Genomic DNA, 26,525 nt, shown 5'->3' with positions numbered 1-26,525 from the left:
GGGCCCGGCGGCCGTACGCCCGCGGGCGTACGGCCGGTACGGCTTTCGCTACTGCACGACCGGGGTGAAGCTCACCGGCAGCGCGGTCAGCCCCCGCATCCAGATGGACGGCCGCCACGTCAGCTCGTACGGCTCGACCGCGAGCACCACGTCGGGCAGCCGCTCCAGCAGCGTCTCGACCGCGGTGCGCGCGATGACATCGGCCAGCAGCGGGGCCGGGTAGGGGCAGCGGTGCTCACCGTTGCTGAACGACAGATGCGCGGAGTTCTCCTGGCCGATATGGCCCTCCGGCCAGAGCTGCGGATCGGTGTTGGCCGCGGCCAGCCCCAGGACCAGACAGTCGCCCGCCTTGATGTGCCGGCCGCCGAGCTGCGTGTCGCGCACCGCCCACCGGCCGATGAAGTTCTGTGTCGGGGTGTCGAGCCACAGCACCTCGTTCAGCGCCTGCCCCACACTGAGCCGGCCGCCGGACACGTTCAGCGCGAACCGGTCGTCGGTGAGCAGCAGTCGCAGGGTGTTGCAGATCCAGTTGGCCGTCGGCTGCTGCGCGGCGGCGATGACGGTGATCAGGTCGACGACCATCTCCTCGTCCGTCAGCCCGGCCGGATGGCTGAGCATCCGGGAGGTGAGGTCGGAACCCGGCTGGTCCCGCTTGTCCTTGACCAGTTGCCGCATCCGCTCCATCACCCGCACATAGGCGGCGACGGGGTCATCGCCCTCGGCGGCGTCCAGCGAGATCCGCAGATCGCGGACCAGGTCGTCGGTGTCGACGCCGTCGGCCGGCATCCCGCAGAGCTGGACCACGGCCCGCATCGGCAGCGCGTGCGCGAACGCGGTCATCAGCTCGGCGTTGCCGCTGCCGGCGAAGTCGTCGATGAGCCCCTCGGCGATCCCGCGGCAGGTATGGGCCAGTTCGAACTGGTCGATGGCCTCCAGCGCGTCGGTGATCACGCCGGCCCTGCGCTGGTGCTCCGGGCCCTCCGCGAACATGACCGACGGCTGATAGCCGACGAACGGCATCAGCGGCCAGTCGGGCGGGATCGACGGCCACTGGTTCCAGCGCCGCGAGTCACGGGCGAACAGCTCGTCATGGCTGGTCACATACGAGACCTCGGTATAGCCGAGCACCAGCCAGGCGGGGATGCCCCCGTCGAGCACGACGGGCGCGATCGCGCCGTGTTCCCTGCGCAGGGTGCGGTACAGCTGGGACGGGGTCTGCTGGTACTCCAGGCCGCTCAGCGCCACGGCCTCGTCCTGCACGCCGGCGTGCGCGGGGCAGCCGGGCGGCGGGACGGCGTGGTCGGGGGAGGGGTCCGCGGAATCGGTCATGGGGTCATCTCCCGGGCCATGGCCAGTTCGTAGAGGTGGTCCACGAGGGTGATCAGTACGTTCTTGCCGGACGAACGCACCCGTGCGTCGCAGTCGATCAGCGGGACGTGATCCGGCAGCGAGAGCGCCTGCCTGATCTCCGCCAGTGAGAATGCCGAGACATCGTCGTCGAAGCGATTGACCGCGACGACGAACGGTGTCCTGTGGTGCTCCAGCCGGTCGATCGCGTACCAGGACTCGCTCATCCGCCGGGTGTCGACGAGGACGACCGCGCCCAGCGTGCCCGAGAAGAGCCGGTCCCAGAGGAACCAGAATCTCTCCTGTCCGGGCGCCCCGAACAGATAGAGCACCATGCGGTCGTTGAGGCTGATCCGGCCGAAGTCGAAGGCGACGGTCGTGGTGGTCTTGGTGGTCAGCCCGGCGGTCTCGTCGACACCGATCCCGGCCTGCGTCATGACCTCCTCGGTGTTGAGCGGCCGGATCTCGCTCACCGACCGTACGAGGGTGGTCTTGCCCACCCCGAATCCGCCCACGATGACGATCTTCAGACCGGTCTCGGCGGCGTCGGCCAGCGGGGTACGGGCCGGAAGCTCAGAGGTTGCGGAGTCCATGGAGCACCTCCTTCAGAAGGGCGGAGTCGGGCAGCTCGGCGGAGCGTGCCGCACGGGGATGCCGGGCGGTGATCCGGCCCGTCGCGACGAGATCACCGAGGAGGATCCGTACCACCGTCACCGGCAGCTTCAGCTCCGCGGAGATCTCGACGACCGCCGTGGGATGGCGGCACAGTTCCAGGATCCGGACGTGCTCCGACTGCATCCCCGACGTCGGTTCGCACTCGCTGACGATCAGGGTGACCAGATCGAACGAGTCGTCGTCGACCCGGCTGCGGCCACCGGTGACGGTGTACAGCCGGTCGGGATCCCCGGTGTCGACGGGCCGGCGGGGGGTCATGACGGGGAACTCTCCTGGACCGTCCCGCGTGGCTCGGCCCGCAGATGCTCACCGATCTGCTCGACCAGCTCGGTCATCTGATGGCCCACCACACCCGGGTCGGCACCGTCCTCGGCCACGACCGCGAGATGCGCTCCGTCCCCGGCCTCCACGATGAACAGCAGCCCGCCGTGGAATTCGGTCATCGAGTGCCGTACACCGCCGGTGCCGTTGCCGAACTCCACCGAGGCGCCCTGGGCGAGCGCCTGGATGCCGGAACAGATGGCCGCCAGCTGGTCGGCCTGGTCCAGGGTGAGATGACGGCTCCAGCAGAGCTTCAGCCCGTCACGGGAGAGCACCAGGGCGTGCCGGGTGCCGGGGGTGCGTTCCAACAGGCTCTCGAGGAGCCAGGTCAGGCTGTTGTCAGTGGTCTGCATGGTGTGCGTGGGGCGGGTGGTACCCGGCGGACCGGTCACCTGCCCGTGCCTCCAATCTCGCGTTCCGGGTGGGGAAGGGCGCCAAGACCCCGGGCGCCGTACGGGGAGAGGGCGGCCCTTATTCGGCCGGAGTCCCGGATGTGCCGTCAGGTCCCCGCGTACCGCCGGTTTCGGACACGTCGTCGGCGCCGGACGTGCCGGCGGTGCCGGCCCCGCCGGTGGCGTCGCCGGAGCCCGGCCGGTCCTCCGAGGCGCGGCGCGCACGGTGGAAGGCCCCGAACTGCGAGCCCGCGTCACGGCCCGGCTGTACGGCCTCGCGCTCCGACTCCGGCTGCGGCCGGCCCCGGTCGGCGGCGGCCATGGTGCGGCCGGGCGGACGGACCGGGAGACCGTTGGGCGTCGCCACGCGGGGGCCGTCCACCGGGGCGGACGGTGCGGGCAGCGCGGGGGAGACCGCCGGAGCAGACGGGGCGGACGGGGCGGACGAGCGGGGCGGGGCCGCCGGGGTCCGGGGAGCCGGAGTGACCGGCGGGGCGGCGGGAGCCGCCGCCTCCGCGGCCGGGGCCGGGCGCCGCAGGGACTGCTCCGGGGCCACACCGCGCTGCTGGGCCATGAGCTGCGGCGGGAAGAGGACCACGACGCCCGTACCGCCACGGGACGACGGCCGGTAGTTGACGCTGATGTGGTACTTGGCGGCCAGCCGGCCGACCACGGCGAGACCCAGCCGGGTGCCCTGGAGCATGGCCAGGTCGGTGACCCGTCCCGAGACGGACTCCTCGGCGCGCCGCATCGCGGCGGCGGCCATCTTCAGCCCGCTGTCCTCGATGGTCACCACGATCCCGGCGGTGCGCTCCTCGACATAGACATGGACCTCGTCGATCGGCGGGGAGAAGTTCGCCGCGTTGTCCATGAGTTCGGCGAGGAGGTGCATGACGGGCTCGGCGGCGAATCCGGCGATCGCGGCGCGGCTCGAACAGTGCAGTCTGACCCGCTGGTACGCGGAGATCCGGCCCACCGCGCCGCGCAGGATGCTCTCCATGCCGATCGGCTTGTTCCAGGCGCGGCTCGCGCGGCCGCCCATCAGCAGGGCGAGCCGGTCGGTGAGCAGTCCGAGCTGCGAGGTGTTGTGGTCGAGCTTGAGCAGGTCCCCGAAGACCTCTTCGCCGTAGCGGTCCTGCATCTCGCGCAGATCCGCGAGCATGCTCACGGCCTTCGCCTGGACCCGGCTCAGCGCCTTGGCGCTGGCGGCCTGTGCCGCCGCGGCCCGTCGCTCACTGATGGCGAAGTCCCGGACCGTCGTGTCCAGCAGGACCCGCAGCCGCGGGTCGGAGGGCTGTTCGACGGTGCCGAGCACGGTGTCCGCGGAACCGCCGGAGCGCAGGCCGCCGAGAGCGTCGGGAAGCGTCTTGGAGGTGAGCAGATCCAGCTCGTCGGCGGCCCGCGTCAGCTGGGCGACGGCTCTGTCGCGTTCGGCCGACGCGTCGGCCGAACGCCGTGCGGAGTCGGCGACCTCGGTGGTGAACATCTCCAGCAGGCGCCGCAGTTGGGGATCGGACGGACCCGGGATGGACACCAGCGTCTCGTCGGCGCCCACGCCGTCCCGGACCCGCTTGACCACCGAGGGCAGCGTCACGTTCAGCAGGTGCGCCGATTCCGCGCCCAGCTGGGTCAGCCGTGTCTGCGCGGCCCGCGTCTCGTGCTCGGCGGTGGCCGTTCCGCGCCGGCCGCGGCGCAGCAGCAGCGCGGAGGTGACGGTCGTGACCGCCAGGCACAGCCAGGCGGTGGCGACGGTGGCGGCCACCCAGGTACGGGCCGCCGCGGGCGCCGTCGCGGCCACGGCGCCTCCCGCCGCGGCGGCCACCACCAGCAGACCCAGGGGTACGGCGAGCGGCAGAGACCGTGCCTTGCGTATGCGGCGCGGGCGGGGGGCGACAGGCACTGACATTCCGCGGTCCCTCGGGTGCTTGAGTGCGGGGGATATAGACGGCCGACCAGCGCGCTTCGGCCGCACGGGCGGGATCTGACACCGATGGGGACGGCGATCTTCCGCACCACATGTGGCGCTCATGCTAACCACGCCGCGAGCTCATGGAACACACAGATCGGCTGGAGCCCACTCAACGGGGGAGTTCGTCCCGAAGTCACCCACCGGCCAGGAGAGGCATGGTAGATACGGTGAACCGCTGTAGCCCCTGTCATATGCGCGAAATCCGCGTCTGCCGTGCCCGAAGCCGGGATACTGATGCCCGTTCGGAGCTCCGGACGCCCGCCGACGGTCCGTTGAGGCTCGGTGTGGTCAACTGCTTTCAGCCAACCGTACGGTCATATTGGCCGCCCTGAGCCCGCTCCGGGGACCGCGGGGGCACTCATCTTTGGGGTGAGCCTCACCGTACGTCGCTCCGGGGTGTCGCCGCGTGGTCAGGGCGGCGGGTGCGGTCGCGCGGGGCCTCGCAGTACAGTGCGATGAACGGTGGGGTGTACCACACCATAGTGCGGCCCATTGCACTTCCTCATTGAATATTGGACGGAACGTGTCGGACCTCGACCAGCTCACGCAGTCGCTCGCCCGCAATCTCAAGCGCTGGCGCGGTGAACGGGGGTTCACCCTCGACGCCTTGGCGGCCAGGGCGGGGGTCAGCCGCGGGATGATCATCCAGATCGAGCAGGCTCGTACCAACCCCAGCGTCGGCACCACGGTCAAGCTCGCCGACGCGCTCGGTGTCTCGATCACGACCCTCCTCGACTACGAGCAGGGCCCGCAGGTCAGGATCGTGCCGGAGAGCCAGGCCGTCCGGATGTGGTCCACGCCCGCGGGCAGCCGGACCACGCTGCTCGTCGGCACCGAGGCCCGCGGACCGCTGGAACTGTGGGAGTGGATCCTGCGGCCGGGGGACTCCAGCTCCTCCGACCCGCATCCGTCGGGAACCGCCGAACTGCTGCATGTGACCACCGGCGCACTGACCCTCGTCGTCGACGGCGAGGCGCACACCGTACCGGCGGGCGCCTCGGCGGTCTTCGAGGCGAACGTGCCGCACATCTACCGCAACGAAGGCACCGAGACCGTCGAAATGATCATGTCCGTCTCGATCCCGCCCGCACGCTGAGACACCCGGTCCGTGCTGGTGGGACGGCTGTTAGCGTACTGTCCATGCGCGCTCCCGTGGGAAACTTCGACAACGCCAGACCGGCCCTTGACTGCCTCGAAGAACTGACGCCGCCCGTCGCCGACGCCGTGCGCGCCTGGAGTGGCGACGTCCCCGCCGAGCAGCTGGTGTACGTCGACACCGACCCGGCGATCGCCGACACGGCGGTCTTCGCCGAGCACCACGGCCCCGGACTCCTCGACCAGTCCGCGAACTGCGTGGTCGTGGCGGGCAAGCGGGGCGGCGAGTCGACGCTCGCGGCGTGTGTGGTCCTCTCCCGTACCCGCGTCGACGTCAACGGCGTGGTCCGCCGGCAACTGGGCGCGCGCAAGGCCTCCTTCGCCGCGATGGACACCGCCGTCGGCGAGACCGGCATGGAGTACGGAGGCATCACGCCGATCGGACTGCCCGCGTCCTGGCCGCTGCTGGTGGACTCCGCGGTGCTCGACACGGAATGGGTCCTGATCGGCAGCGGCCGACGCCGCGGCAAGCTGATCGTCCCGGGCAAGATCTTCGGCGGCCTGCCGGGCGCGGTGGTTCTGGAGGGCCTGGGCGTCTGACCGAGATCCGGGAAGCAGCCGATCTGACAGTTGACGTCGACGGATCTCATCGAGGGTCGGACGAGGACGACAAGCGTGCGGCTGTCCGACGGCGGGACCCGGAGAGCAGAAGCGTTGGGCCCCGGGAGGAACGGGGGCTGAAAAACCTGCGCGGCGAGCCCGAAGTCATCGTCTGCATGGACGAGTTCGGCCCAGGACGTACGCATCGCGATGGTCTGTCGCGGTCGTCTGTATTGGGTCGTCAGATTCGGGTCGGTGGCGCACTCACCGCCGCCGTCAGGAACGTGATCGCCCATCGCCGGGCCGCCTCGCCCGCTACCGGGGACGCGCAGCCAGGGGAGGGCTGCTGGTGGGCCTCAAGGCGGTCGACGACCGTCACGGCAAGGATCCCCCGCATCCGGAACCACAGCTCCTCCGGGGAAAGGCCGGGCAGTACGCGCGCGAAGGCCGCGAGGTAGCGCTCGCGGACCGAGTCCTCGGCCGGGCCGGTCCAGCTGCGTGCCTCCTCGGCCGGGTCGCTGAGGATCGTCACGATCAGCCGGGACGTCCGGGCGCCGCCCTCGTCGCCGGCCGGCATCTCGTCGAACAGCGGCCCCGCGAATGCCTCCACCAGTTCGCCGACCGACGGGTCGGGGGTCCGGGCGAGCAATGTGTCGAGCCCGGCGCACTGGGCAGCGTTGACGGGCTCGCTCACGCGGCGGGCGACCGCGGCCATCAGCTCCGCCTTCGAGCCGAAGTGGTAGCCGACGGCGGCCAGGTTCGCTCCGGCGAGTTTGGTAATCGCGCGGACCGAGGTGCCGCGGTATCCGTGCTCGGCGAAGAGGTGCTCGGCCGCGTCGAGGATCTGGGTGCGGGTGTCTGGGGTCGCCACACGAGGGACTCTACATATGTTTCAATGAAACGAACGTATGATTCAAACGAACGTGTGAAAGAGAGCTGTCATGAAACTGCTCGTGTACGGCGCCGGAGTTTGCGGCAGCCTGTTCGCCGCCCGCATGCACGAGGCCGGCCACGACGTCTCGCTCCTCGCCCGGGGCGAGCGCCTGACCGCCCTGCGCCGGCAGGGAGTGCAGCTCGCCGAGGAAGACAACTCAGCTGTCAGGCGGGTGCCGGTACCGGTGATCGAGCACCCGGACGGCGCGTACGACCTGATCACCGTCTTCGTCCGCACCCACCAGGTGGATGCGGTGCTTGAATCACTCGCCGGCGTCCAGGGTGACGTGCTGTTCCTGCTCAACTGGGCAGCCGGCCCGGAGACGCTGGGTGCGGTGATCGGCCACGAGCGGGTGCTGCTCGGCTTCCCCGCGACTGGCGGCACGATGGACGGTGACGTGGTCCGCTACCGCAAGACCAATCTCATCACCCGCCGGGTCGCGATGCCGATCGGTGAGCCCGACGGCCGTACCACCCAGCGACTCGTACGGATCGTGGAGACGTTCCGTACCGCCGGGATCAACGCCAAGGCCGAGCCGCGGATGGGTGCCTGGCTCAGGACGCACGCCGCGTTCGAGGTCCCGCTCGGTCAGGCGGTATACGCGGCGGGCGGCCCGGTGGCGCTGGCCGACGCCCCGGACGCGGTCCGCGGCATGCTCCACCTCATGCGGCAGAACCTCGCCGCGATGGGGACACCACCGGTACCCCGCGCGTTCACCGCGTTGCGGGCTCTGCCGCAAGGGTTCCTTGTGGCCGTGCTCCGGCGCTTCCTGAAGAGCCCGACGGCCGTGCACAGCGGACTCAACGACCCCTCGCCTGCCACGGCGGCCGAACTCGAGCGGCTGGCCGAACAGCTCCGTGCCCCTGTGGGAGCCCGCTGAGCCGGCTTTTTGTGTTCTCGCGTCCCGGGAATCAGCCGAGCAGCGGGATCTCGATCGCCGGGCATCGGTCCATGACCATGTCGAGGCCGGCCGCGCGGGTGCGGTCGTATGCCTGTTCGTCGATCACCCCGAGCTGGAACCAGACCGCCTTCGCCCCGATCGCCGCCGCCTCGTCCGCTACCGCGCCCGCCAGGTCGCTGTTGACGAAGACGTCCACGACATCGACCGGGAACGGGATGTCCGCCAGCGAGGCGTAGCCCTGCTCGCCGTGGACCCGCTCGGCCTTCGGGTGGACCGGCACGACGCGTTTGCCGAAGCGCTGGAGCACCGCCGCGACGCCGTAGGCCGCGCGGGACCGGTTGTCGGACAGCCCGACCACGGCCCAGGTGTCGCCGCTCCGCGTGAGGATCTTCCGGATCGTCTCCGTGTCTGCGTACATGACCTGGACAACGGACCGCCGCGCCTGGTCATTCCGCAAGGCGCCGCTCTCGCGCCCCCCGCGTGAAATCTCCACATCGGATTCGTGACATCCTCGCTCCCCCCGGCCTCGCCGGCCCCCACATACTGATCGGTACCTGGCCGTTTCAAATCGAGGGGCAGCATGGGAACGGCGGATGAGCATCGGACAGTGAACCTCTGGTCGCTGAGCGAGGATGTCGCCGTCGCCACGGAGGCCGGTGGCCAGACGCTCGTCCTGACCGGGCGGTGGGGGACCGAGCGCATCGGAGACGCGCACCCGGTCGTCCACGAGGCGCTGCGCCGGATGCAGCTCGGGCCCGTGCTCCTCGCGAATCTCGAACCCCGGCCGGGGAGTGTCGTGCCCCGGGCCCATACCTATCTGGTCCTGCTGCCGGTGCTGAAGCGGCTCTCCCACCTGGTGGTCCGTACGCTCGGTCTGGACGATCTGAAGGGGCCGCTGCTCTCGGTCTTCCCCGTCGCCCGGCCCGCTCCCTTCACCCCCGTATCGCTGCCGCCGAAGTGCCCCGTCCGGATGCCGCGCGGGGTGTCGTTCACCCTGGAAGCGGCGGGGTTCGCGCTGGAGTCGGTCGGCTCGCCGCACCGGGTGCTGCTGCACCGCCCCGAGGCGGCGTGGGTGGCCGGAATGCTGGCCTGGCCCATCACCCCGGACCAGGCGTCGGACGCGCTGCCGCTGCCGAGGGCGGTGACCCGGGGAATCATCGAGTATCTGGCCGCGGCCGGTATGGCCATACCGGTGGATGACTTCGACGGCCACCTCGCCTGAGCGCGGGGGCGGCGAGTGGGCGCCGCGATGGGCGGCGCGATGGGCGGCGGCGCGGGGGCGTGCCGCTTTCACAGCGGCACGCTCTCACAGCAGCCAGTCCGCCTCCTGAGCGATCCTGATCGCGTCCACGCGGTTGCGCGCGTTGAGCTTGGCCACGATCGTCGTCAGATAGTTCCGCACGGTCCCGGGTGACAGATGCAGATCCCGGGCGATCTCATTGGCCTCCGACCCCTCCGCCGCCATCCGCAGCACCTCCGTCTCCCGCTCGGTCAGCGGCGACTCGGCGCCGTCCCACGCCGAGAGCGCGAGCTGTGCGTCGATCACCCGGTGACCGGCGACCACCCGCCGTACCGCCGTGGCCAGTTCCTGGGGCGGCGCGTCCTTGAGCAGATAGCCGGAGACATGCGCCGACAGTGCGCGCCGGAGCGTTCCCGGCCGGCCCAGGCTGGTGAGGATCAGTGTCCGGCACTCGGGCAGTGACTCCCGCAGCCGGGCGGCCGCCGTCAGTCCGTCGATCCCCGGCAGATCGATGTCGATGATCGCGATATCGGGGCGGTGTTCCAGCGCGGCAGGCAGGATGTGGTCGCCGCGCTCCAGTTCACAGACGACCTTGAGGTCGCTCTCCAGGTTCAGCAGAGCCACCAGCGCTCCGCGGACCATGTTCATGTCTTCGGCCAGCAGAATGCGGATCGCCATGCGTGGGGTCTCCTCCTCGGATCCAGTGGGGCCGCTCAGGCCGCGGAGTCCTGGGCGTAGACGTCGTCCACATCGGGCACTCCTCTGATCAGATGGGCGGGCGCCTCGGCCATCAGCTGGAAGGTGCCGTCGGCGCCGCGTGCGACGGAGAGGCGGCCCGACACGGCCCGGAGCCGTGTCTCCAGGTTTCCCAGACCGCTGCCGCTGTGCGGTGAGGAGTCGCGGTACGCCGGGTCGACCCCGTCGTTGAGCACGGACAGCCGTACCCACCCGCCTTCTTGAACGGCCTCGATGTCACAGACACCCGCGCGTGAGTGCCGCAGCAGATTGGTGATCGCCTCCCGCAGCACGGCGGCGAGCACGGTGTCGACCTGCTGGCTGATCTTCCCGAGCCGGATGGTGGCCCGCACGCGCACATCGGCGGCGGCGAGCAGGGACTGCGCCGAACCCAGCTCCTGTTCCAGCGAGAGCCCCCGCAGCCCGCTGGCGACCGTACGCACATCGGCGAGCGACTGCCGTGAGATCGCCAGGACTTCACTGATCTCGTCCATGGCGCGGCGCGGATGCGTCGGGACCAGCCGGTGGATCAGCTCGCTCTTCAGGGTGATCGCGGAGAGGCTGTAGCCGAGCAGATCGTGCAAGTCCCGTGCGAAACGCAGGCGTTCCTGGGTGACCGCCATCCGGGTCAGTTCGATTCTGGTGTCGTGCAGCGCCCGTACCAGCTCGGCCATCCGGGAGAGCCCGTACACGACCAGTCCGGTCAGCAGCGTCGACTGGCACAGATAGAACGCCTCGCGCAGTGGGAGACGGTCCACGACCGGGGGGATGACCATGCTGATCCCCACGGCGCCGTAGGCGAACCACGCCCGTCGGCCGGGCAGCAGGAGCAGCAGGGATCCCGCGAGGAAACCGGCCATCGCCCCCCACTGTGAGTGGAAGGCCGCGATCGGCAGATAGGTGAGCAGCGCCTGGGTGCCGAGTGTGAGCGACTTCTGCCAGGTGGGCGCCCGTCGGGCCGCGGGACTGGAGTGTCTCAGCTGCAACAGGAAAATGAGCAGCATGCCCGTGAGGGAGGCGGTGAGAGAGAACGTACTGTGGTCCACTCCCATGAGATTGATGATGGTGACGCTCAGATAGCCGAGAAGAGCGATCGTCAGGATGACGCGGGCCAGTTGAGGAGCCGGTAGATCCGGTGGCGTCGTGGGGCCGCGCGTCACCTCGTCCTTCTCCCCCGGCCGGACTTTCTCAGTGGATCCGTCATCGCGACTTCGCATGATGGTGTGTCTTCGCAGCCTTCCCCGTCGAACCTCCGTACTACGTGAAGAGCCTAAGTGATCGTCGTGAAGGATGTGCTGAGATCGGGCGGTGCCGGGACGAAATCGTCGTTCCGTTACTCGGACTTTACGCGTCCGCTAGTAGAGGTCATACGAATAGTGGTATGGGGTTCAGTCGGCCGTATGGCGTGGGTTCGGCGCATCTCCCCAGCTCCACCGGTGTGTTGAACAGGCGGCCGGGCGCGTACCGGGGCCAGAAGTGCCGCAGCCCCGGGACGATCACCTTCACAACAGGGAGTTCCAGATCGGGTCGGCTCTGGTCGAGTACGAGCAGTTCCATCCCGTGCGAGCGCGTCAACTCCGTGATGGCGGTGACGTCTTCCCGCAGATCGTCGGTCGGGACGTAGGCCCAGTCGCGCGGCCCCCGGGCCGGTACGCCCCGATCCGCCCGCAGATACGGGCGGTTGGCGGCCGTGGAGTGACGCCACCAGTCCTGCGGCTCGGGATCGGTGATGCGGTAGCCGTCGCCCTCGGCCGTCACCTCGCTGACGAGGGGCAGCAGTTGGCCCATCTCCGTCAGGGCCCGGCGCAGCGCCAGTCGCGGGTCGAAGTGCGCGCCGAAGCCGAAGACGATGTCCTCGGCGGGCTTGTCCGTACGCCGGGACAGGGCCGCGATCACCGGAATGCCGAGGTCCGAGGTCACGTCCAGCGCCCACACCTCGCGGCGCACCGTACGGTAGCCCTCGCGCAGCCGCTCGATGTAGGGCTCGCCGAACGCGTCGAGATCGACACCGGGCTGACGGGTCCGGTTGTACCACCACAGCGCCACGGCGTCCCGCTCCACCAGTTCCAGGAACCCCTGGATCAGGGCGTCCTCGGGGCTGCTGCCGGCCGCGTTGCCGTTGGAGTCGGCGCTCAGGCCGTCCGGTGACTCCTCCTCGCCGAAGTACAGCATGGAGGTCGGCAGCAGGCGTTGGGTCCGTCCGGTCAGCGACCACACCGGGGTCCAGTCGGTGGGGCGGCGCACGTCGAAGCGCGGTGGTACGTGGTACAGCCGGTTGCCGCCCGCGTTCCACCGCTCCCTGTCCCGGAACTGCCGCTCGTCGAACAACTGGCAGGAGTTGGGGTGGATCGCCGCCTCGCCCAGGGCGCGCAGGGAGTCGTGGACGACCGGCTCGTCGCCCTGCCGGGTCCCGCTGTAGCGCTCCACCGCCTCACCCAGCGCGCTCGTACGGGCCTCCGCGTCCGTCAGCCCTTTGCCCCCGCTGAGGGAGCGCAGCCCGGCCCGCAGCCCCGCCAGCGTCCCACTGCGCATGGCCAGATTCTGGCCGGAGAGAAAGGCGTTGACGAACTCCGGGCTCCCCGGCGCGCGCCGGATCTCCTTGATGATGCCGGTCACGGGATCCACCAACGACCCGTAGCGCTTCATCATCTGACCGGGTGTCAGAGCCCGGTGGCCGTTGAGGTCCTGTACGGCCTTGGGCCGCGACACCGGCGTGAACGGAGCGGTGACCCGCCGGGCCACCAGCTCTGGATCCCCGCAGGCCGCGCACTGCGGCAGCCGCACCACGGGATGGGCCGTGGTGTGCAGCCCCAGTGTGTCCAGTGTGTTCACGGAGCCGTGGGAGGCCGTCCGTACGCCCGCCAGCCACTTGGCGGCCTCCAGCACGGCGAGCTGTACGGCGATGGCCCTGCCCGCCGCCAGTGTGGCGTGCGGACGCTGAGGCGGTCCCTCCAGGCCCAGGGCGCGCTGGAGGGGGCGTTCGGAGGAGCGGTGACCACGCAGCCGGGTCGCCAGACAGTGCCAGCACGGGCCCTGGCCGGGACGGAAGACCGGCCCGATCCAGGGAGCCGCAGAGCCCACTCCCACCAGCAGCCAGGGCGTCCCGGCCGCGCGATGCCCGGCATCGACCTCGCGCAGCCGGGGGGAGAGATAGTCGTCGCACAGGACGAGCGAGAGGTCCGCGTCCGTGTCCGGAGGCGCGAGCGTCAGTCCCGAGGCGCGGCAGGCGGCGCCGACCTGCCGCAGATCGATGTCGGTGAGGGCCACCGGGCGTACCGACGTCCGGGCGAGCGTGTCCAGCGTACGTGCGCCGTCCAGCCCGGCCAGATCCCAGTAGGCCTCGGCGGCCGGATCGGTGCGGGGGGGTGCGGTGGGGTTTTCCGGTGCGGCCCGGTCCCGTACCGCTGCCGAGTCCCGCGCCACCGCCGAGCCGTGCGCCGCCGCCGGGTCCGGCACCGCCGCCGCGCCCTCCGCCGTGGCCGGGCGCAGCCGCAGCAGTCCCGCCGCGTCGAGGGCCCGCAGCGAGGCGGCGGCCTCCTCGGCGGTCAGCGCGGGAGCCGCGTCACGCAGTACCTCGTCAGGGCTGCGGCTGCCGTCGAGCAGTGGTACCAGCACTTCGCTGTGATCCCCGTACAGCGCGGTGACACCGCGCTGGGACACCAGATAGGCCGCCTCTCCCGGGACCATCGTCGCGCGCAGATGGCTCTTGAAGCCGAGCCGCGCGCCGTCGCCGGCCGACGGCCACCAGCCGTTCCCCCCCGCCTCTGTCATCCCTGGTGCTGCTCGTGCCCGTGGAACGCCGGGGCGACGGGAGAGGCGTTGATGCAGATACTCAGCAGCGCGACGCCCTGCTCGGGCATCGAGTCGAGGTCCTCGATGACGAGATGACGCCCCCCGGCCGCCGGTCCTTCGGAACCGAGGAGGGAGGTGATGGCGTTGCTCATGGCGATTGTTCCCCTTTCATTGCTGTCAGTTGTCGTGCGGCATGCGGGATTGATTCTGCGCACAGCGATGTGACGGGTAAACAGTCCCGCATTCACTGCCAGCATATGAAGTTCTCACGTTCGGTGCGGGGTTGTTTACCGACAGCCAAAGCATATGGAGATGAAATACGGATCGACCCTACGTTCTTCCGGAGCGGCGGCTCAGTTCACGGAGGCCCGGCGCGTACCCAGACGGCCCGTGGAAGGGGATTTCCGCAGCCGGCCGCCCAGGAGCGCCATTCCGAGCGGTGTCACCGAATGGAGGGCGCAGTTCCGTACCCGTCGGGTGGTGATCAGCCCGGACTCCCTGAGCACCGAGGCGTGCTGGCTCGCGCTGCCGGGGGAGACGCCGAGCCGTGCGGCGAGCTGGCTGGTGGTGCAGGTGTTGGTCAGCGCGCGCAGGGCGGCGGCGCGCGTCTGCCCGACGAGTGCGCTGAGCGCCTGTCCGCCGGTGATCTCCGGGTCGTCCGGGATCGCGAACAGACCCGCGACATCGGGCGGTACGGAGAAGACCAACGCGGGCTGGTCGCTGTCCCGTTCGGAGGCGATGACGCGGCCGACCAGGCCGGGCAGGAACGCCGACGGGTTGAGCAGCAGGCCCTGGCCCCTGAGATGGACGTCCAGCTCCAGCCCGTCGTGTATCTCCAGCACCGGCGGATTCCACACGATCCGGGGGTGCAGCGTGGCGAGTAACTGCTCGACGCCGCCTGTCATGGCGATACGTCCGTGCGCGTCGCACTCACTGTCGAGCCGCTCCAGGATGCTGTCCCAGTACGGCGCGACACCGGCCCGCCACATGTCCACGGCCAGCCGGGTCGCGTCCGTGCGCGTCAGGGAGAGCGCGGCGAGCGCCGAGGTGTCCGCGTCCGGCGAGGAGTCGAGCAGGAACAGCAGGTCGTCCGGCGCCTTGAGGGCCCGGAGCAGCGGGACGAGCGGTCTGTTGAGGGAGGAGGTCTCGCGGAGCCGGCCCAGTACGTCGCCTCGCCATCGCGCGTAGTCGGCGTTGCGGGACTGAGTGAGCACACCGAGCGCGAAGACCCCCTCGGCGACAGGTCCGAGTGTGCTCTGCAGCCGGGTTCGGGCAAGATCTGCCGCGGTGAAATGGATCCTTTGCATGTAACGCCCCCGTAAGCAAGTGGTGAATCCGTGGCGTCGGCAGTGCGGCCGACAATACGCTCGCCGGTGCGCGGTGGGCACGGCGGGCGCGGATCGCTGGCCCGGTCCTCCGGAGGTCACACCGGTATGGCGTGCACCAAGGGGGAGGAACCGGGACTCACCGCCGACGGTGCCACGGCCTGAGCTGTGCAGACAGTGTCCGCGTCCTTGAACCGTCATGGTCGATTCACTGCCCGGATCATGAATTCTTCAGGGGTGGCGCCGCGGCGTGCGACGTAGCATCCTGATCGGGCTGAATCATGGTTGGTTGTGGCGGTCGTGGAGGTGCGGTTGTGTTGAAGACGGGGAAGATCCAGCGGTTCGACGAGACGCGTGGGTACGGATTCATCAACCCGGACGAGGGGGGTGAGGACGTGTTCATGCACGCGAACGATCTGCTGGACGAGAAGTACCTCTACCAGGCGGGCAGGGACGTCGAGTTCTTCGTCGAGATGGGCGAGAAGGGCCCGAAGGCGTCGGAGATCCGCCTGATCCATCAGCCCTCGGGCCGCAGGCCGGAGCAGCTGGGAGCGGACGGCGGAGAGGCGGAGGGCCGGTCGGGCGCCGCCGGGTTCCGGAGCGAGCTGACCGACGTACTCCTCGACGCCGACGGCACTCTGACGGCTGATCAGATCAAGCGGATCCGCGCACGGATCATCGAACTGGCCCGTACGCACGGGTGGATCGGTCACTGACCGTCGGGGCGGCCGACGCGCACCGGTCCTCACCGACGGGTGAGCGTCGGCCGCCCCCGTGCGGCCGACCGGTGCGTCGGTCGACCGGTGCGTCGGCCGCCCCCCTCGGCCGGCGGGCCGGTGCTTCTTCCGCTCAGCCGCCCCGGGGACCGGAATTCCGCGGAATTCCGCATCGCACAGAATTGACTTCCGCATAGGGAGTTTTGGCCGAGCCCAAAATGAACAGTCCGGTGGGAGTCCCGCCGGGCCCGTGAATACAGGGCATTTGCCGTCAACAGAAACTGTGGCCGCTCCGGTTTCTCTGTGGTTACGTTGTCCGGGCAGGAACGTGAAGTTCTCTGCGGGAGGTCGGGAGTTGCTGGACGACCTGCCGGGATGAAGGCGCGTCACTGTGCTCCAGGGGCCGCGCCTCAGCGACCGCCGTAGGGGAGTAGCTGTGATCAGCGAATCCGTGGAGGAAGCCGTACGCCGAGCCCGAGCGGCGGTTGCGGAAGTGGCGTCATGGTCGCAGGCCGACACCGACAGGGCCGTCATGGCCGTCGGCTGGCACTGCTACCGGGAGGAGACCGCACGCGGACTCGCCCGCCTCAGCCACGAGGAGACCGGACTCGGGGACATCGAAGACCTGTACACCCTGCAACGCAGACGCGTGCTGGGGATCCTCAACGATCTGCACGGGGCGCGGACCGTCGGTGTCGTCGAGGAACAGCCGGATCTGGGGCTTGTCAAGATCGCGAAACCGCTCGGGGTGATCGCCGTCGCCAGCCCCGCGACGGCTCCGGCCCCCGGCATCATCTGCAACGCGCTGCCGATGCTGAAGACCCGGAACGCGGCGGTCTTCAGCCCCAATCCGCGCGCGCACCGCAGCGCACTCGCCACCCTGGACGTCATGCGCGCCGCGCTCGCGGAGATCGGGGCGCCTCCCGACCTGATGCAGTGCCTGCCCGTGACCGGCCGTGAGCCCGGCGAACAGCTCATGGCCGCCGCCGACTCCGTCGTCGCCATAGGCGGTGCGGGAACGGTACGGCGCGCCTACCGCAGTGGTACGCCGGCGATCGGCGCCGGAGTCGGCAACCCGACCGTGATCGTGGACGAGACCGCGGACCTCGAGGACGCCGTCGGCAAGATCCAGCACGGGGCCGGGTTCAACCACGGCACCTCCTGCTCGTCCGAGAGCAATGTGCTCGTGCACCACTCCATCGCCGCCGCGTTCGAGGAGACACTGGCACGCGCCGGCGCCCATCTCTGCACCGAGGAGGAGGCCGTCCGGGTCGTCCGGCTGCTGTGGCCGGACGGCAGCACACTCAACCGCGAGATGATCGGCCGCCCGGCCGCGGACATCGCACGGGCCGCCGGGGTCACCCTCGACGCCTCGGAGAAGGTGACCGTCCTCGTCGTCCGCTGCGCCGACCCCTGGCAGGATTCCGCGGTGCTGCGGGAGAAACTGTCCCCCCTGCTGACCGTCTCCGTCTACACCGATTTCGACGAGGCCGTACGGCTGGTGCAGAACATCTCGGAGCGCTGCGGCCTCGGGCACAGCTGCGCCGTGCACACGGCCAGGGCGGACCGGGTCATGCGGCTGGCCGAGGCCGTCTCACACTGCCGTGTCGTGGTGAACCAGTCGACCATGACCAACACCGGCAGCCTGGCCAGCGGCGTACCTTTCACCACCACGCTCTCCAGCGGGAGTTGGGGAGGATCGAGCGTCGCGGGCAACGTCACCTGGCGGCACTTCCTCAACCACACCACCGTCTCCAGGCCCATCCCCGCACGCGTCCCCGACGAGGCGGCGCTCTTCGGCGCGTACTGGGAGGGCGCGCGTGACACGGATGCGCGTGACACGGACGCCCGTGAGGTGGGTGCGCGGGACGCGGACGCGCGAGTCCCAGGGGCACGGGCCGCCCTGTCGGTGGCCGACGCCTGATCCGGAACCACGGCAGAACGGAGAGCGTACGTGGCGATCAGCCGCATCAACGGAATCAACCTCAGCTTCGAGGACACCGGCCAGGGGGAACCGGTGGTGATGGTGATGGGCTCGGGTGCGGGCGGCCGTTCCTGGCACCTCCACCAGGTGCCCGCCCTCACAGCGGCCGGCTACCGGGTGATCACCTTCAACAACCGGGGCATCCCGCCGACCGACGCCTGCGCCGAGGGCTTCACCATCGAGGACCTGGTCGCCGACACGGCGGGGCTCATCGAGCGGCTCGGCCTCGGACCCTGCCGGCTCGTGGGCACCTCCCTGGGCGCCCATGTCGCTCAGGAACTCTGCCTGGCCCGACCGGAGTTGGTCAGTCAGCTCGTACTGATGGCGACACGGGGGCGCACGGACTTCATGCGCCGGGCGCACGCGCGGGCGGAACGGGAGTTCCACGACAACGGTGGCACGATGACACCGCTGTACGGGGCCACCCTCCGCGCCCTCCAGAACCTGTCGCCCGCGACCCTGAGCGAGGACAAGGAGGTCCAGGACTGGCTGGACATCTTCGAACTCGCGCCCGTGTCGCAGCTGCCGGGGTACCGTGCCCAGCTCGATATCGACATCACCACCAACCGGCTCGCCGCCTACCGGGGAATCGACAGGCCCTGCCTCGTCATCGGTTTCTCGGACGACCTGATACTGCCCCCGCACTTCAGCCGTGAAGTAGCCGACGCGATACCGGGATCCCGTTATACGGAGATCCGTGATGCCGGTCACTACGGCTATCTGGAACGCCCCGACGGAGTCAACGCCGCACTGCTCGAATTCTTCGCGCGGAACGGCTGATCCGCCGAGGTCAGGCACATCGCGACACCGCACCGTCCACGCACCACTCACGCACCGTCCATCCGCCAATTGGCACACATCGAATATCAGGTTCCGGCCGGGACCCTTTGGGCCCAGGCAAAACAGTTGAACCGGCTGAAGCGGCTGGGAGATCATGCCGCGGGGGGCCGGGGGAAGTCCGGAACCCGGACTTGGGGAAGGGAAAACTCATGGAGAACCCGTTCGACAACGACAACGGCTCCTTCTACGTACTGGTCAATCACGAGAACCAGCACTCGCTGTGGCCCACCTTCGCGAACGTCCCGGACGGCTGGACGGTCGTCTTCGGCGAGGACGGCCGGCAGGCCTGCCTCGACTACGTGGAGAAGAACTGGACGGACATGCGGCCCGCCAGCCTCATACGGGAGATGGAGGGCGAGACGGTACCGGCCGGAAAGGCCGGCGTCCCCGCCTGACCCGTCGGGCGCCACAGCCGCGCCCGGCCACCATCGGCCACACAAGTGGAGCAGGAGCAACGCGGGTGCCCCGGAATGCGGTCCGGGGCACCCGCCCTTTGCGTGTACAGGCGATCGCCGGGGGAAGGGAGACCGGCAATCGTCCGTACCCGCGGTCCGGCCGTCAGACCACGTCCCGTCGCATGGGTACCAGTACGGCCACGGCCGCCGCGACGAGAGCGTAACCCGCCAGCAGCAGTCCGCCGCCCACCGGTGACAGCAACGACACCGGACTCGTGGACAGTTCGTCCGCCAGAACATCAGCGAGATAGGTGAAGCTGGTGAGCGACGCCGTCGCGCCACCGGGCAGCAGCGGGTAGAGCAGATTGACCCCGGGGATCATCATCAGGATCAGCTCACCCATGTAGAGATAGCCGATCACCACGGCGAGAGCCACGATCTGATTGCGGATCAGCGCTCCCATCGCCACCCCGAGCAGGGTGTAGACCGCCATCGTCAGCGCCAGTCTGAGCAGCAGCTCGATCACCGTGCCGGTACCCAGCCCGGGAGTGACCCCGCGGGCGGCGAGCGCCCCGAAGAACCCCACGCCCGCGCTGCCGGTCTGCACCAGCCCGTACACCAGACCGGCCACTCCGAAGGTGACCAGCTTGGCGGTGAGCACCTGCCAGCGCTGCGGGGCGAAGAGGAAGGTGAAGGTGGCCGTACGGTGCCGGTACTCCGACGTCATGGCCAGGGTGCCCAGCGCGGCGGGGACGAAGACCGTGAAGCCCAGCATCCCGAAGACGGACAGGACGCCGTCCTTCGTCTCCAGCCCCGGCATGGGCGGCGAGAAATTCTCCGGTCCGACGGCGGTCAGCAGTCCGACCATGCCACCGCCCAGGACGACGGCGGTCAGCAGCGCCCACAGCCACAGGCGCGTGGCCAGCAGCCGGCGGAACTCCGCCTTGATCAACGCGTTCATCGGGCCTCCCCCTCGCGGTCTGCGGTCAGTTCGAAGAACAACTGCTCCAGGCTCGTGTCCTCGGTGAGCAGCTCATGCACCCGAAGTCCCGCGGCAGACGCCAGATCGGCGATCTGCGCGGTCGCGAGCCCATGCACCCGCAGTGCGCCGTCGTGCCCCGTCTCGACGCTCTGCGCGGCCACCCCGTCCGACGTGCCCCGCAGCAGCAGCTTCCTGAGCGCCTCGGCATCGGGGGAGCGGACCAGTACGGTCGAGGGCCTGAACCGCTCCATCTCCCGCAGCGGGCCGGCCGCGACCAGCTTGCCGCGCCGGATCATCACGATGTCGTCCACGATCTGCTGGACCTCGCTGAGCACATGGCTCGACACCAGTACGGTGCGGCCCTCGTCGGCGAGTTCACGCAGGAAGCGGCGCAGCCACGCGATGCCCTCGGGATCGAGGCCGTTGCTCGGCTCGTCGAGCAGCAGCACCTGGGGATCGCCCAGCAGCGCGGTCGCGAGGCTGAGCCGCTGCTTCATGCCGGTGGAGAAGGTGCGGGTCTTGCGGTGCGCGGCGTGCGCGAGGCCGAGCCGGTCGAGTAACTCCTCGACACGGCCCGCCGGGTGGCCGCCCATGGTGTGGTAGATCCGCAGATGGTCGCGTGCCGAGTGATTGGGATGGAACGCCGAGGCGTCGAGGACCGCCCCGACGATCTCGGAGGGCCGGTGCAGCTCCCCGTACCGCTTGCCGCCGATGGTGGCGGTGCCCGCGGTCGGCGTGACCAGACCGAGGATCATGCGCATGGTCGTGGTCTTGCCGGCCCCGTTGGGGCCGAGGAATCCGGTGATGACGCCCGGCTCCACGGAGAAGCCGAGACTGTCCACAGCCGTGACCGGCCCGAACCGCTTGGTCAGGCCGGTCACTTCGATCCGGTAGTTCGGTTGATTCATCAGCTCTTCCCCATACGCTGTCCGAGGTGCTCGGCGAGCTGGTCCGCGTCGTCGAGCGAGAGGACCAGCTCATCGACCTTCTCACCGTCGGGCGTGCGGTCGAGCAGGATATGCAGACCGGGCCTGCCGCGATAGGCGGCCACGAGCTGCCGCGGCCCGACCATGACGCCCCAGAAGCCGATCTTGGCGAACCCCGAGACGACCAGGCCGTTGCGGGTGCCGTGGGCGACGCTCAGCGGACGGTCGACCCGGGTCACCTGGCGCACACTCGCCAGCGGAACGGTCAGTGAGCTGCGGTGGAGCCAGGTCTGCTCCCGCCGGCTGAACTCGACCGTCAGCTCCGCGCCGGAAATCTTCAGCTCTGCCATGAGATCCATCCCTCCCTCTGGGACCCGCTCCGGGATCCGGTCTGCGGTCCTGCCGTGGCCATCTGTTCTAGTAGTTGTATATCAGATAGAGTGAGCTTGTGCATCTAGTACTCGATCTCGACAGTGAGGTCCCGATCTACCAGCAGATCCGGGACCGGGTGGTGGAAGCCATCGCCGACGGCATGCTGGAGCCCGGCGCGTCCCTGCCCTCCACCAGGCAGTTCGCCGTCGACCTGGCGATCAACTTCCACACCGTGAACAAGGCATACGACCTGCTGCGCCGCGAGGGCATCATCCGCATCAACCGCAAGAGCGGGGCGGTGGTCCACCCGGACGTGTGGAGGGCGACGGCGGAACTGCGGGTGGGGGTCGACTGGGAGCAGCGGCTGCGCACGCTCCTGGCCGAAGCGATGGTGCGAGGCGTTCCCGAGGAGGAGATCTTGACGTACGTACGGACGACCCTGGAGGGGTTCGCCAAGCAGGGCGAGGGGGGTGGCGGGTGATGAGGAAGCCCTATCGGGTCCGGCGGGACCGTCAGGTACAGCGCGTCCGGCGGGTCCGGCAGGCCGAGTGGGGCCTGTGGGGCGTGTGGGTCCAGCGGGTCCGTCGGTCAGGTGGGCTCCGGCGGGCCGGGAAGGCTCCGGCGGGTCGGCAGGGGCGCGGGGGAACAGGAGGGGCGTGGGGGCGGCCCGAGCGCCGGACCCTTCAGCAGTGCCTCGCCCAGCGGTGTGAGCGTGTGGATGGCGTAGTTGCGCGTCCGTGTCGTCGACACCAGCCCGGCGTTGCGCAGCACGCTCGCGTGCTGGCTCGCCGAACCGGCGGACACCCCCACATACTGGGCGAGTTCGGTCGTCGTACGGCTCTCGGTGAGCGCTTGGAGCACCGCGGAGCGCGTGCTCCCGACAAGAGCGGACAGTGACTCTTTCGGCTGGGTGAGGTTCCACAGGGCGGAGGCCATCATGGGGTCGGGATGTACCGGGTAGACCAGGATCGGCGCCCGCTCCGGCGCGGCCTCGTTGAGGAAGAGACGCGGAGGGCCGGACAGGAAGAGCGAGGGCACCAGCAGCAGGCCGGCACCTCGCAGCCGCACCTCGCCGGGCAGCGCCCGGTCGCTCGGGATCGTCAGGACGGGCGGCTGCCAGTGGATCCTCCCGTCCACGGCCCGGAACAGCTCGTGCATGCCGCCGGTGAACATGAGCCGGCCGCTCGCCTCGCGCTCGCTCTCCAGAAAACTGTGGATCCGGGGCCAGTACGGCTGGATCGCCTCGTCCGCGAACTCGCGGAGAAAGGCCGGAAGATGGGTGGAGGAGGCCTGGCCGGAGGGCGGCTGCGCGGACGGAGCCTGGGCGGTGGGCGCCGCGGTCGCGGGCGCTGGGGCGGAGGACGCCTGGCCGGACGGAAGGCCGCTGACGTCGACTCTCACCTTTCCCGACGCCGACAGGGTGATCGACAGCAGACCGGGGGAGGCGGCAAGGCTCTCGGCCAGACCCAGCAGCTGATGGAGGCGCCGGCCCTGTCTGACCTTGACGGCTCTGCGCCATTCGGAGAACGCGTCGTCGGTATTCCGGTGGAGAACCCCCAGCGCGAAAAGCGACTCGGGGACGGGCCCGAGAGGTCTCCGCAGTCGAAAATTCATTACGTCCTTGAAGGTGAAATGAATTCTCTGTGTGTGACCCGCCGGCCCGTCATTTCTGCGCTCCCCTCTCCTCATGCCCGAGTGAACCCCCGTTCGCGCTTTCCTGGAACTCCAGGTCAGTCGTGCGCCGTGACACATGGCCATGATGCACGACGGGCACATGGCCGTGCATCGAATACCGATCGGTAATAATTCCGGGACAATTCCCGGGGAAGCCCGCTCGACCTGCGGGTTTCAGTCCTGGCCGAAGGCGCTTGCAAGACAGGCGGCCGATGCGAGAAATTGGATTAGGTGAACACCGTGCTTGTCAGCCTGCTCGTCAATTCCGGGATCCTGCTGGCTCTGGGGGCCGCCCTCTACGCCGCGCCGAGCCCACTGCTCAACCCTCACGCGGTTCCCTTCGGCGTACGGGTCCCACCCGACAAGGCGGACGCCCCCGAAGTGAGCGAACAACGCCGCCGCTACCGCGCCCTGTTACTGCCTGCCACCCTCATCGTCACCGTGGCCGCTCTCGCCATCGGCGCCGTACTGGACAGCGTCGCGGTCGGCGGCGTGGCGGCGGTCGTTCTCTGCGTCATCGCCGCCACGCTGTGGCTGAGCGCGCACCGCGCCCTCGCCCGCGCGAAGGAGCGCGGCAACTGGTACGAGAACGTACGGCAGGGCGTGGTCATGGACACCTCCCTGCGCACCGACCCCGTACGGCTCCCCTGGGCCTGGACGATCCCCTCGGTCGTGGTGATCGTCGTGACCGCCGTCGCCGGTGCGATCGTCTACCCGCGGCTGCCCGAGATGCTGGCACTCCCGGAACGCTCGTCGAGCGGGACCGTGTACCGCGAGATCACGACCACCTTCTGGACCGCGTACAGCCTCGTCTTCGCCCAGATCCTGCTGACCGCCGCGGTCATCGGGACGGTCGCCGCCGTACTGCGTGCCCGCGCGGACCTGGATGTCTCACGGCCCCGGAGCAGCGCCGCCCAGCACCGCCGCTACCTCAGCGTGACGGCACGCAGCCTGCTGGGCGTCGCCGCGCTGCTCAACCTCATGCTGCTCGGGCTGTCCGGGATGATGTGGAGCGACAGCCGCTCCGGCGCCGTGCTGACGCTGGTCATCGGCGTACCGACGCTCGCGGCCGTCGCCGTGTCCGTTCCGCTCGTACGCATGGGCCCGGGGGGCAGCCGGCTGGCACTGGAGAACGGGGACGGCTCGGGCGGTACGGGCGGCTCCGGCGGCTCGGACGAGGGAACCGGGCTGGTGCCGCGTGACGACGACCGCCACTGGTACGGAGCCGGCGTCGTCTACGTCAACGCCGATGATCCCGCCATCCTCGTGCCCCGGCGCGTGGGCGTGGGCTGGACCGTCAACGTCGGCAATCCGCGGTTCCTGATCATCTCCGCGGCGGTGCTCGCGATCGCGGCGGGAGCGACGGTCGTGTCCGTCACCGTGCGATAGAGGGAGGGCCGAGAGAGCCGGGGGAGCCGAGGGGAGCCGGGGAGCCGGAAGGGCTCGGATGGCTCGGACAGCTCGGAAACGTACGTGGCGAGGAGGGCCGTCCCGGATTGTCCGGGGCGGCCCTTTCGGCTGGCACTGAATGAGTAAAACCCCTCTGACCAGGGGGTTTCCACTGCCGTCGAAGATGATTGCGGAAGCGGGGCCGGAGGGAGAGCCTGGGGACGATGAGACACCGGACAGCGGGGGGAAGTCTTCAGTGGGTACGAGCGGATCACCGGGCCGCGTCGCGGAGATATTCGACGAGCTCGCGCGCGAACATCGCGTTACGGGCGCGCAGTTGGCCCTCTACCGCGACGGCGCCCTGACGGAGCACACGGTCGGAGTCGAATCCGTCCGGACGAAGAACCCGGTGACAGCCGACACCGCCTTCCCCTTCGGCTCCGTGACGAAGTTCTTCACCGCCGGTCTCACCATGCAGTTCGTCTCCGACGGCGACCTCGACCTCGACGAACCGCTCTCCGGACTCGTGCCCGAGCTGAAGAACACGACCAATCCGCTCATCGGAACCGGCACGGTCCGTCAACTCCTCAGCCACACAGCCGGTCTGGCGGACAGCATCGAGTACGCCGACATGCGCGGCCCCTCGTACCGGCGCTTCGCGACCGTCTGCGGGGAAGAGCCGAACCTCTTCCCGCCCGGCCTCGCGTTCTCGTACTCCAACACCGGATACTGCCTGCTCGGCTCCGTCATCGAAGCCGTGTCCGGCATGGACTGGTGGACGGCGATGGACAGTTGCCTGCTGCGCCCGCTGGGCATCGAGCCCGTGTTCCTGCACGACCCCAGGCCCGGGGCGGACCAACCGGTCAGAACCAGGGCCGAGGGGCACGCGATACGCGCGGGCAGCGACGAAGCCGAGCCGGTCGACCATATGACGGCGCTCTCCCTGGCGGCGGCCGGCGGCCTCGCCGGGAGCGCCCGGGACCTGGTCACCGCCGCCCGGCTGCACCTCGACGACCGTGACACCTTCGCCCACCGCCAACTGCTGCCTGAGGACGCGATCCTCCAGATGCGCGAGAGCGTGCCGGACGCCGAACCGTTCGGCCTCGCGGACGCCTGGGGCCTGGGCCTGATGTGCCACAGGAGCGGGGACGACGCGTGGTTCGGCCACGACGGAGCGGTGGGCGGCGCCACCTGCAACCTCCGTATCCATCCCGGCAGCAGCACGGCGCTCGCCGTGACCACCAACTCCACGGCGGGGCCCAAGCTGTGGGAGGACCTGGTGGGGGAGCTGCGCGCGAACGGGCTCGACCTCGGTCACTACAGCCTGCCGCATCCCGAGGCCCCGCAGGTCGGCGACCTCGCCGACTATCTCGGCAGCTATACGAACGGTGATCTGCTGCTGATGGTGGTCGCCGACGGCTCGGGCGAACTCTTCCTCACACGCGAGGACTACTCGGACTACCTGCTCACGATCCACGAGGACGACCTCTTCGTCGCACGGGACCGCGTCCACGACGCCCTGCCGATCATCGGACGGTTCGTCAGGGAGCGTGCGGGCGGACCGGTCGCCGGCCTCCAGTACGGCGGCCGGGCCCTGCGACGCCAGGGCTGAAGGCCGGCGCCCGGCGCCCACGGCGACACATTCACGAGATATACGGGGAAAACAACAATGTTCGAGGGTGGGCAGTCGATGCCGTCAGTCCAGCACGTATCGATCGTGAGTGTGTTCGGGGACAGGCTGGCGGAGTCGCCGGGGTCGGTGGCTGTGGTGTGTGGTGAGGTGTCGTTGACGTATGGGGAGTTGGATGAGCGGGCTGGTCGGTTGGCTCGGGTGTTGGTGGGGTGTGGTGTGGGTGTGGAGTCGCGGGTGGGGTTGTTGTTGGAGCGGTCGGTGGATGTGGTGGTGGCGATGCTTGCTGTG

At 69.7% G+C, this 26,525-nt stretch carries 28 protein-coding genes; 12 read left to right on the top strand and 16 right to left on the bottom strand.

Annotated elements, in window-relative coordinates; genetic code table 11:
- Window positions 1–48: 48 nt before the first annotated feature.
- The 5 genes from CU044_RS28180 to CU044_RS28160 form a co-directional block, all read right to left on the bottom strand.
- The gene (locus tag CU044_RS28180) at window positions 49–1,329 is read right to left on the bottom strand and encodes a cytochrome P450 (RefSeq protein WP_129771585.1); all 1,281 of its coding nucleotides are present in this window, start codon (window positions 1,327–1,329) and stop codon (window positions 49–51) included.
- A complete protein-coding gene (locus CU044_RS28175) occupies window positions 1,326–1,940 on the bottom strand; it encodes an ATP/GTP-binding protein (protein ID WP_129771584.1) in 615 nt (204 codons plus the stop codon). The genes CU044_RS28180 and CU044_RS28175 overlap by 4 nt, the downstream gene beginning before the upstream one ends.
- The gene (locus CU044_RS28170; RefSeq protein ID WP_129771583.1) at window positions 1,921–2,280 is read right to left on the bottom strand and encodes a DUF742 domain-containing protein; all 360 of its coding nucleotides are present in this window, start codon (window positions 2,278–2,280) and stop codon (window positions 1,921–1,923) included. Before CU044_RS28170 ends, CU044_RS28175 begins: the two co-directional genes overlap by 20 nt.
- A complete protein-coding gene (locus tag CU044_RS28165) occupies window positions 2,277–2,696 on the bottom strand; it encodes a roadblock/LC7 domain-containing protein (RefSeq protein WP_129771582.1) in 420 nt (139 codons plus the stop codon). The genes CU044_RS28170 and CU044_RS28165 overlap by 4 nt, the downstream gene beginning before the upstream one ends.
- Window positions 2,697–2,814: 118 nt before the next feature.
- Window positions 2,815–4,641: an ATP-binding protein gene (locus CU044_RS28160; protein ID WP_129771581.1), complete on the bottom strand. Its 1,827-nt coding sequence runs from the start codon at window positions 4,639–4,641 to the stop codon at window positions 2,815–2,817.
- 586 nt (window positions 4,642–5,227) lie between these two features.
- Between CU044_RS28160 and CU044_RS28155 the strand changes: the two genes are divergently transcribed.
- Both CU044_RS28155 and CU044_RS28150 read left to right on the top strand, forming a co-directional pair.
- Window positions 5,228–5,800: an XRE family transcriptional regulator gene (locus tag CU044_RS28155; RefSeq protein ID WP_129771644.1), complete on the top strand. Its 573-nt coding sequence runs from the start codon at window positions 5,228–5,230 to the stop codon at window positions 5,798–5,800.
- Between the two features lie 44 nt (window positions 5,801–5,844).
- A complete protein-coding gene (locus tag CU044_RS28150; RefSeq protein WP_129771580.1) occupies window positions 5,845–6,399 on the top strand; it encodes a YbaK/EbsC family protein in 555 nt (184 codons plus the stop codon).
- Window positions 6,400–6,640: 241 nt separating this feature from the next.
- On the opposite strand, the gene CU044_RS28145 is transcribed toward CU044_RS28150, so the two are convergent.
- A complete protein-coding gene (locus tag CU044_RS28145) occupies window positions 6,641–7,270 on the bottom strand; it encodes a TetR/AcrR family transcriptional regulator (protein WP_129771579.1) in 630 nt (209 codons plus the stop codon).
- Between the two features lie 70 nt (window positions 7,271–7,340).
- Between CU044_RS28145 and CU044_RS28140 the strand changes: the two genes are divergently transcribed.
- Entirely contained in the window at window positions 7,341–8,213 is an 873-nt protein-coding gene (locus CU044_RS28140) for a 2-dehydropantoate 2-reductase N-terminal domain-containing protein (protein ID WP_129771578.1), read from the top strand.
- A gap of 31 nt (window positions 8,214–8,244) precedes the next feature.
- Here CU044_RS28140 and CU044_RS28135 read toward each other — a convergent pair whose 3' ends face one another.
- A complete protein-coding gene (locus CU044_RS28135) occupies window positions 8,245–8,652 on the bottom strand; it encodes a CoA-binding protein (RefSeq protein ID WP_129771577.1) in 408 nt (135 codons plus the stop codon).
- Between the two features lie 189 nt (window positions 8,653–8,841).
- Between CU044_RS28135 and CU044_RS28130 the strand changes: the two genes are divergently transcribed.
- Entirely contained in the window at window positions 8,842–9,456 is a 615-nt protein-coding gene (locus CU044_RS28130) for an NADH oxidase (protein WP_240045890.1), read from the top strand.
- An 84-nt stretch (window positions 9,457–9,540) separates the two neighbouring features.
- Here CU044_RS28130 and CU044_RS28125 read toward each other — a convergent pair whose 3' ends face one another.
- The 5 genes from CU044_RS28125 to CU044_RS28110 form a co-directional block, all read right to left on the bottom strand.
- Window positions 9,541–10,152 (bottom strand): response regulator transcription factor, encoded by a 612-nt coding sequence (locus CU044_RS28125; protein WP_129771575.1) that lies wholly within the window; start codon window positions 10,150–10,152, stop codon window positions 9,541–9,543.
- Between the two features lie 35 nt (window positions 10,153–10,187).
- Window positions 10,188–11,369 (bottom strand): histidine kinase, encoded by a 1,182-nt coding sequence (locus CU044_RS28120; protein ID WP_240045889.1) that lies wholly within the window; start codon window positions 11,367–11,369, stop codon window positions 10,188–10,190.
- A gap of 205 nt (window positions 11,370–11,574) precedes the next feature.
- Window positions 11,575–13,980 (bottom strand): TOMM precursor leader peptide-binding protein, encoded by a 2,406-nt coding sequence (locus CU044_RS28115; RefSeq protein ID WP_129771573.1) that lies wholly within the window; start codon window positions 13,978–13,980, stop codon window positions 11,575–11,577.
- On the bottom strand, window positions 13,977–14,153 hold the full coding sequence (locus tag CU044_RS38800; RefSeq protein WP_165371989.1) for a hypothetical protein: 177 nt from the start codon (window positions 14,151–14,153) through the stop codon (window positions 13,977–13,979). Before CU044_RS38800 ends, CU044_RS28115 begins: the two co-directional genes overlap by 4 nt.
- A gap of 201 nt (window positions 14,154–14,354) precedes the next feature.
- Complete coding sequence (locus CU044_RS28110; RefSeq protein WP_129771572.1) at window positions 14,355–15,308, bottom strand: winged helix-turn-helix domain-containing protein; 954 nt, start codon at window positions 15,306–15,308, stop codon at window positions 14,355–14,357.
- 332 nt (window positions 15,309–15,640) lie between these two features.
- Here CU044_RS28110 and CU044_RS28105 point away from each other — a divergent pair, with 332 nt between their 5' ends.
- The 4 genes from CU044_RS28105 to CU044_RS28090 all read left to right on the top strand — a co-directional run bounded on the left by CU044_RS28105 (window position 15,641) and on the right by CU044_RS28090 (window position 19,261).
- Window positions 15,641–16,042: a cold shock domain-containing protein gene (locus CU044_RS28105; RefSeq protein WP_129771571.1), complete on the top strand. Its 402-nt coding sequence runs from the start codon at window positions 15,641–15,643 to the stop codon at window positions 16,040–16,042.
- Window positions 16,043–16,478: 436 nt separating this feature from the next.
- Window positions 16,479–17,966 (top strand): aldehyde dehydrogenase family protein, encoded by a 1,488-nt coding sequence (locus CU044_RS28100; protein WP_129771570.1) that lies wholly within the window; start codon window positions 16,479–16,481, stop codon window positions 17,964–17,966.
- Window positions 17,967–17,996: 30 nt separating this feature from the next.
- Window positions 17,997–18,806, top strand: coding sequence for an alpha/beta hydrolase (locus tag CU044_RS28095; RefSeq protein ID WP_129771569.1), 810 nt, complete (start codon window positions 17,997–17,999; stop codon window positions 18,804–18,806).
- A gap of 209 nt (window positions 18,807–19,015) precedes the next feature.
- Entirely contained in the window at window positions 19,016–19,261 is a 246-nt protein-coding gene (locus tag CU044_RS28090) for an MbtH family protein (protein ID WP_129771568.1), read from the top strand.
- Between the two features lie 163 nt (window positions 19,262–19,424).
- Here CU044_RS28090 and CU044_RS28085 read toward each other — a convergent pair whose 3' ends face one another.
- The 3 genes from CU044_RS28085 to CU044_RS28075 are packed head-to-tail and all read right to left on the bottom strand — an operon-like array spanning window position 19,425 to window position 21,519.
- Window positions 19,425–20,222: an ABC transporter permease gene (locus CU044_RS28085; protein ID WP_129771567.1), complete on the bottom strand. Its 798-nt coding sequence runs from the start codon at window positions 20,220–20,222 to the stop codon at window positions 19,425–19,427.
- Window positions 20,219–21,151 (bottom strand): ABC transporter ATP-binding protein, encoded by a 933-nt coding sequence (locus CU044_RS28080; RefSeq protein WP_129771566.1) that lies wholly within the window; start codon window positions 21,149–21,151, stop codon window positions 20,219–20,221. Before CU044_RS28080 ends, CU044_RS28085 begins: the two co-directional genes overlap by 4 nt.
- Window positions 21,151–21,519, bottom strand: coding sequence for a hypothetical protein (locus CU044_RS28075; protein ID WP_129771565.1), 369 nt, complete (start codon window positions 21,517–21,519; stop codon window positions 21,151–21,153). Before CU044_RS28075 ends, CU044_RS28080 begins: the two co-directional genes overlap by 1 nt.
- Window positions 21,520–21,617: 98 nt before the next feature.
- Between CU044_RS28075 and CU044_RS28070 the strand changes: the two genes are divergently transcribed.
- Window positions 21,618–22,022 (top strand): GntR family transcriptional regulator, encoded by a 405-nt coding sequence (locus tag CU044_RS28070; protein WP_129771564.1) that lies wholly within the window; start codon window positions 21,618–21,620, stop codon window positions 22,020–22,022.
- Window positions 22,023–22,129: 107 nt separating this feature from the next.
- Here CU044_RS28070 and CU044_RS28060 read toward each other — a convergent pair whose 3' ends face one another.
- Window positions 22,130–23,155, bottom strand: a complete 1,026-nt coding sequence (locus tag CU044_RS28060) for a winged helix-turn-helix domain-containing protein (protein ID WP_129771563.1) — start codon at window positions 23,153–23,155, stop codon at window positions 22,130–22,132.
- 291 nt (window positions 23,156–23,446) lie between these two features.
- Between CU044_RS28060 and CU044_RS28055 the strand changes: the two genes are divergently transcribed.
- The 3 genes from CU044_RS28055 to CU044_RS28045 all read left to right on the top strand — a co-directional run.
- Window positions 23,447–24,604: a DUF5808 domain-containing protein gene (locus CU044_RS28055; protein WP_129771562.1), complete on the top strand. Its 1,158-nt coding sequence runs from the start codon at window positions 23,447–23,449 to the stop codon at window positions 24,602–24,604.
- A gap of 256 nt (window positions 24,605–24,860) precedes the next feature.
- Window positions 24,861–26,216, top strand: a complete 1,356-nt coding sequence (locus CU044_RS28050) for a serine hydrolase domain-containing protein (RefSeq protein WP_240045888.1) — start codon at window positions 24,861–24,863, stop codon at window positions 26,214–26,216.
- A 57-nt stretch (window positions 26,217–26,273) separates the two neighbouring features.
- Window positions 26,274–26,525 (top strand): AMP-binding protein (locus CU044_RS28045; RefSeq protein ID WP_129771560.1); only part of this gene is annotated, 252 nt, incomplete at its 3' end.

The organism is Streptomyces sp. L-9-10, assembly GCF_004151105.1.
Taxonomy (GTDB): Bacteria; Actinomycetota; Actinomycetes; order Streptomycetales; family Streptomycetaceae; genus Streptomyces.
The sequence above is the reverse complement of the archived record's forward strand: the minus strand, read 5'-3'. Positions and strand labels throughout refer to the sequence as shown.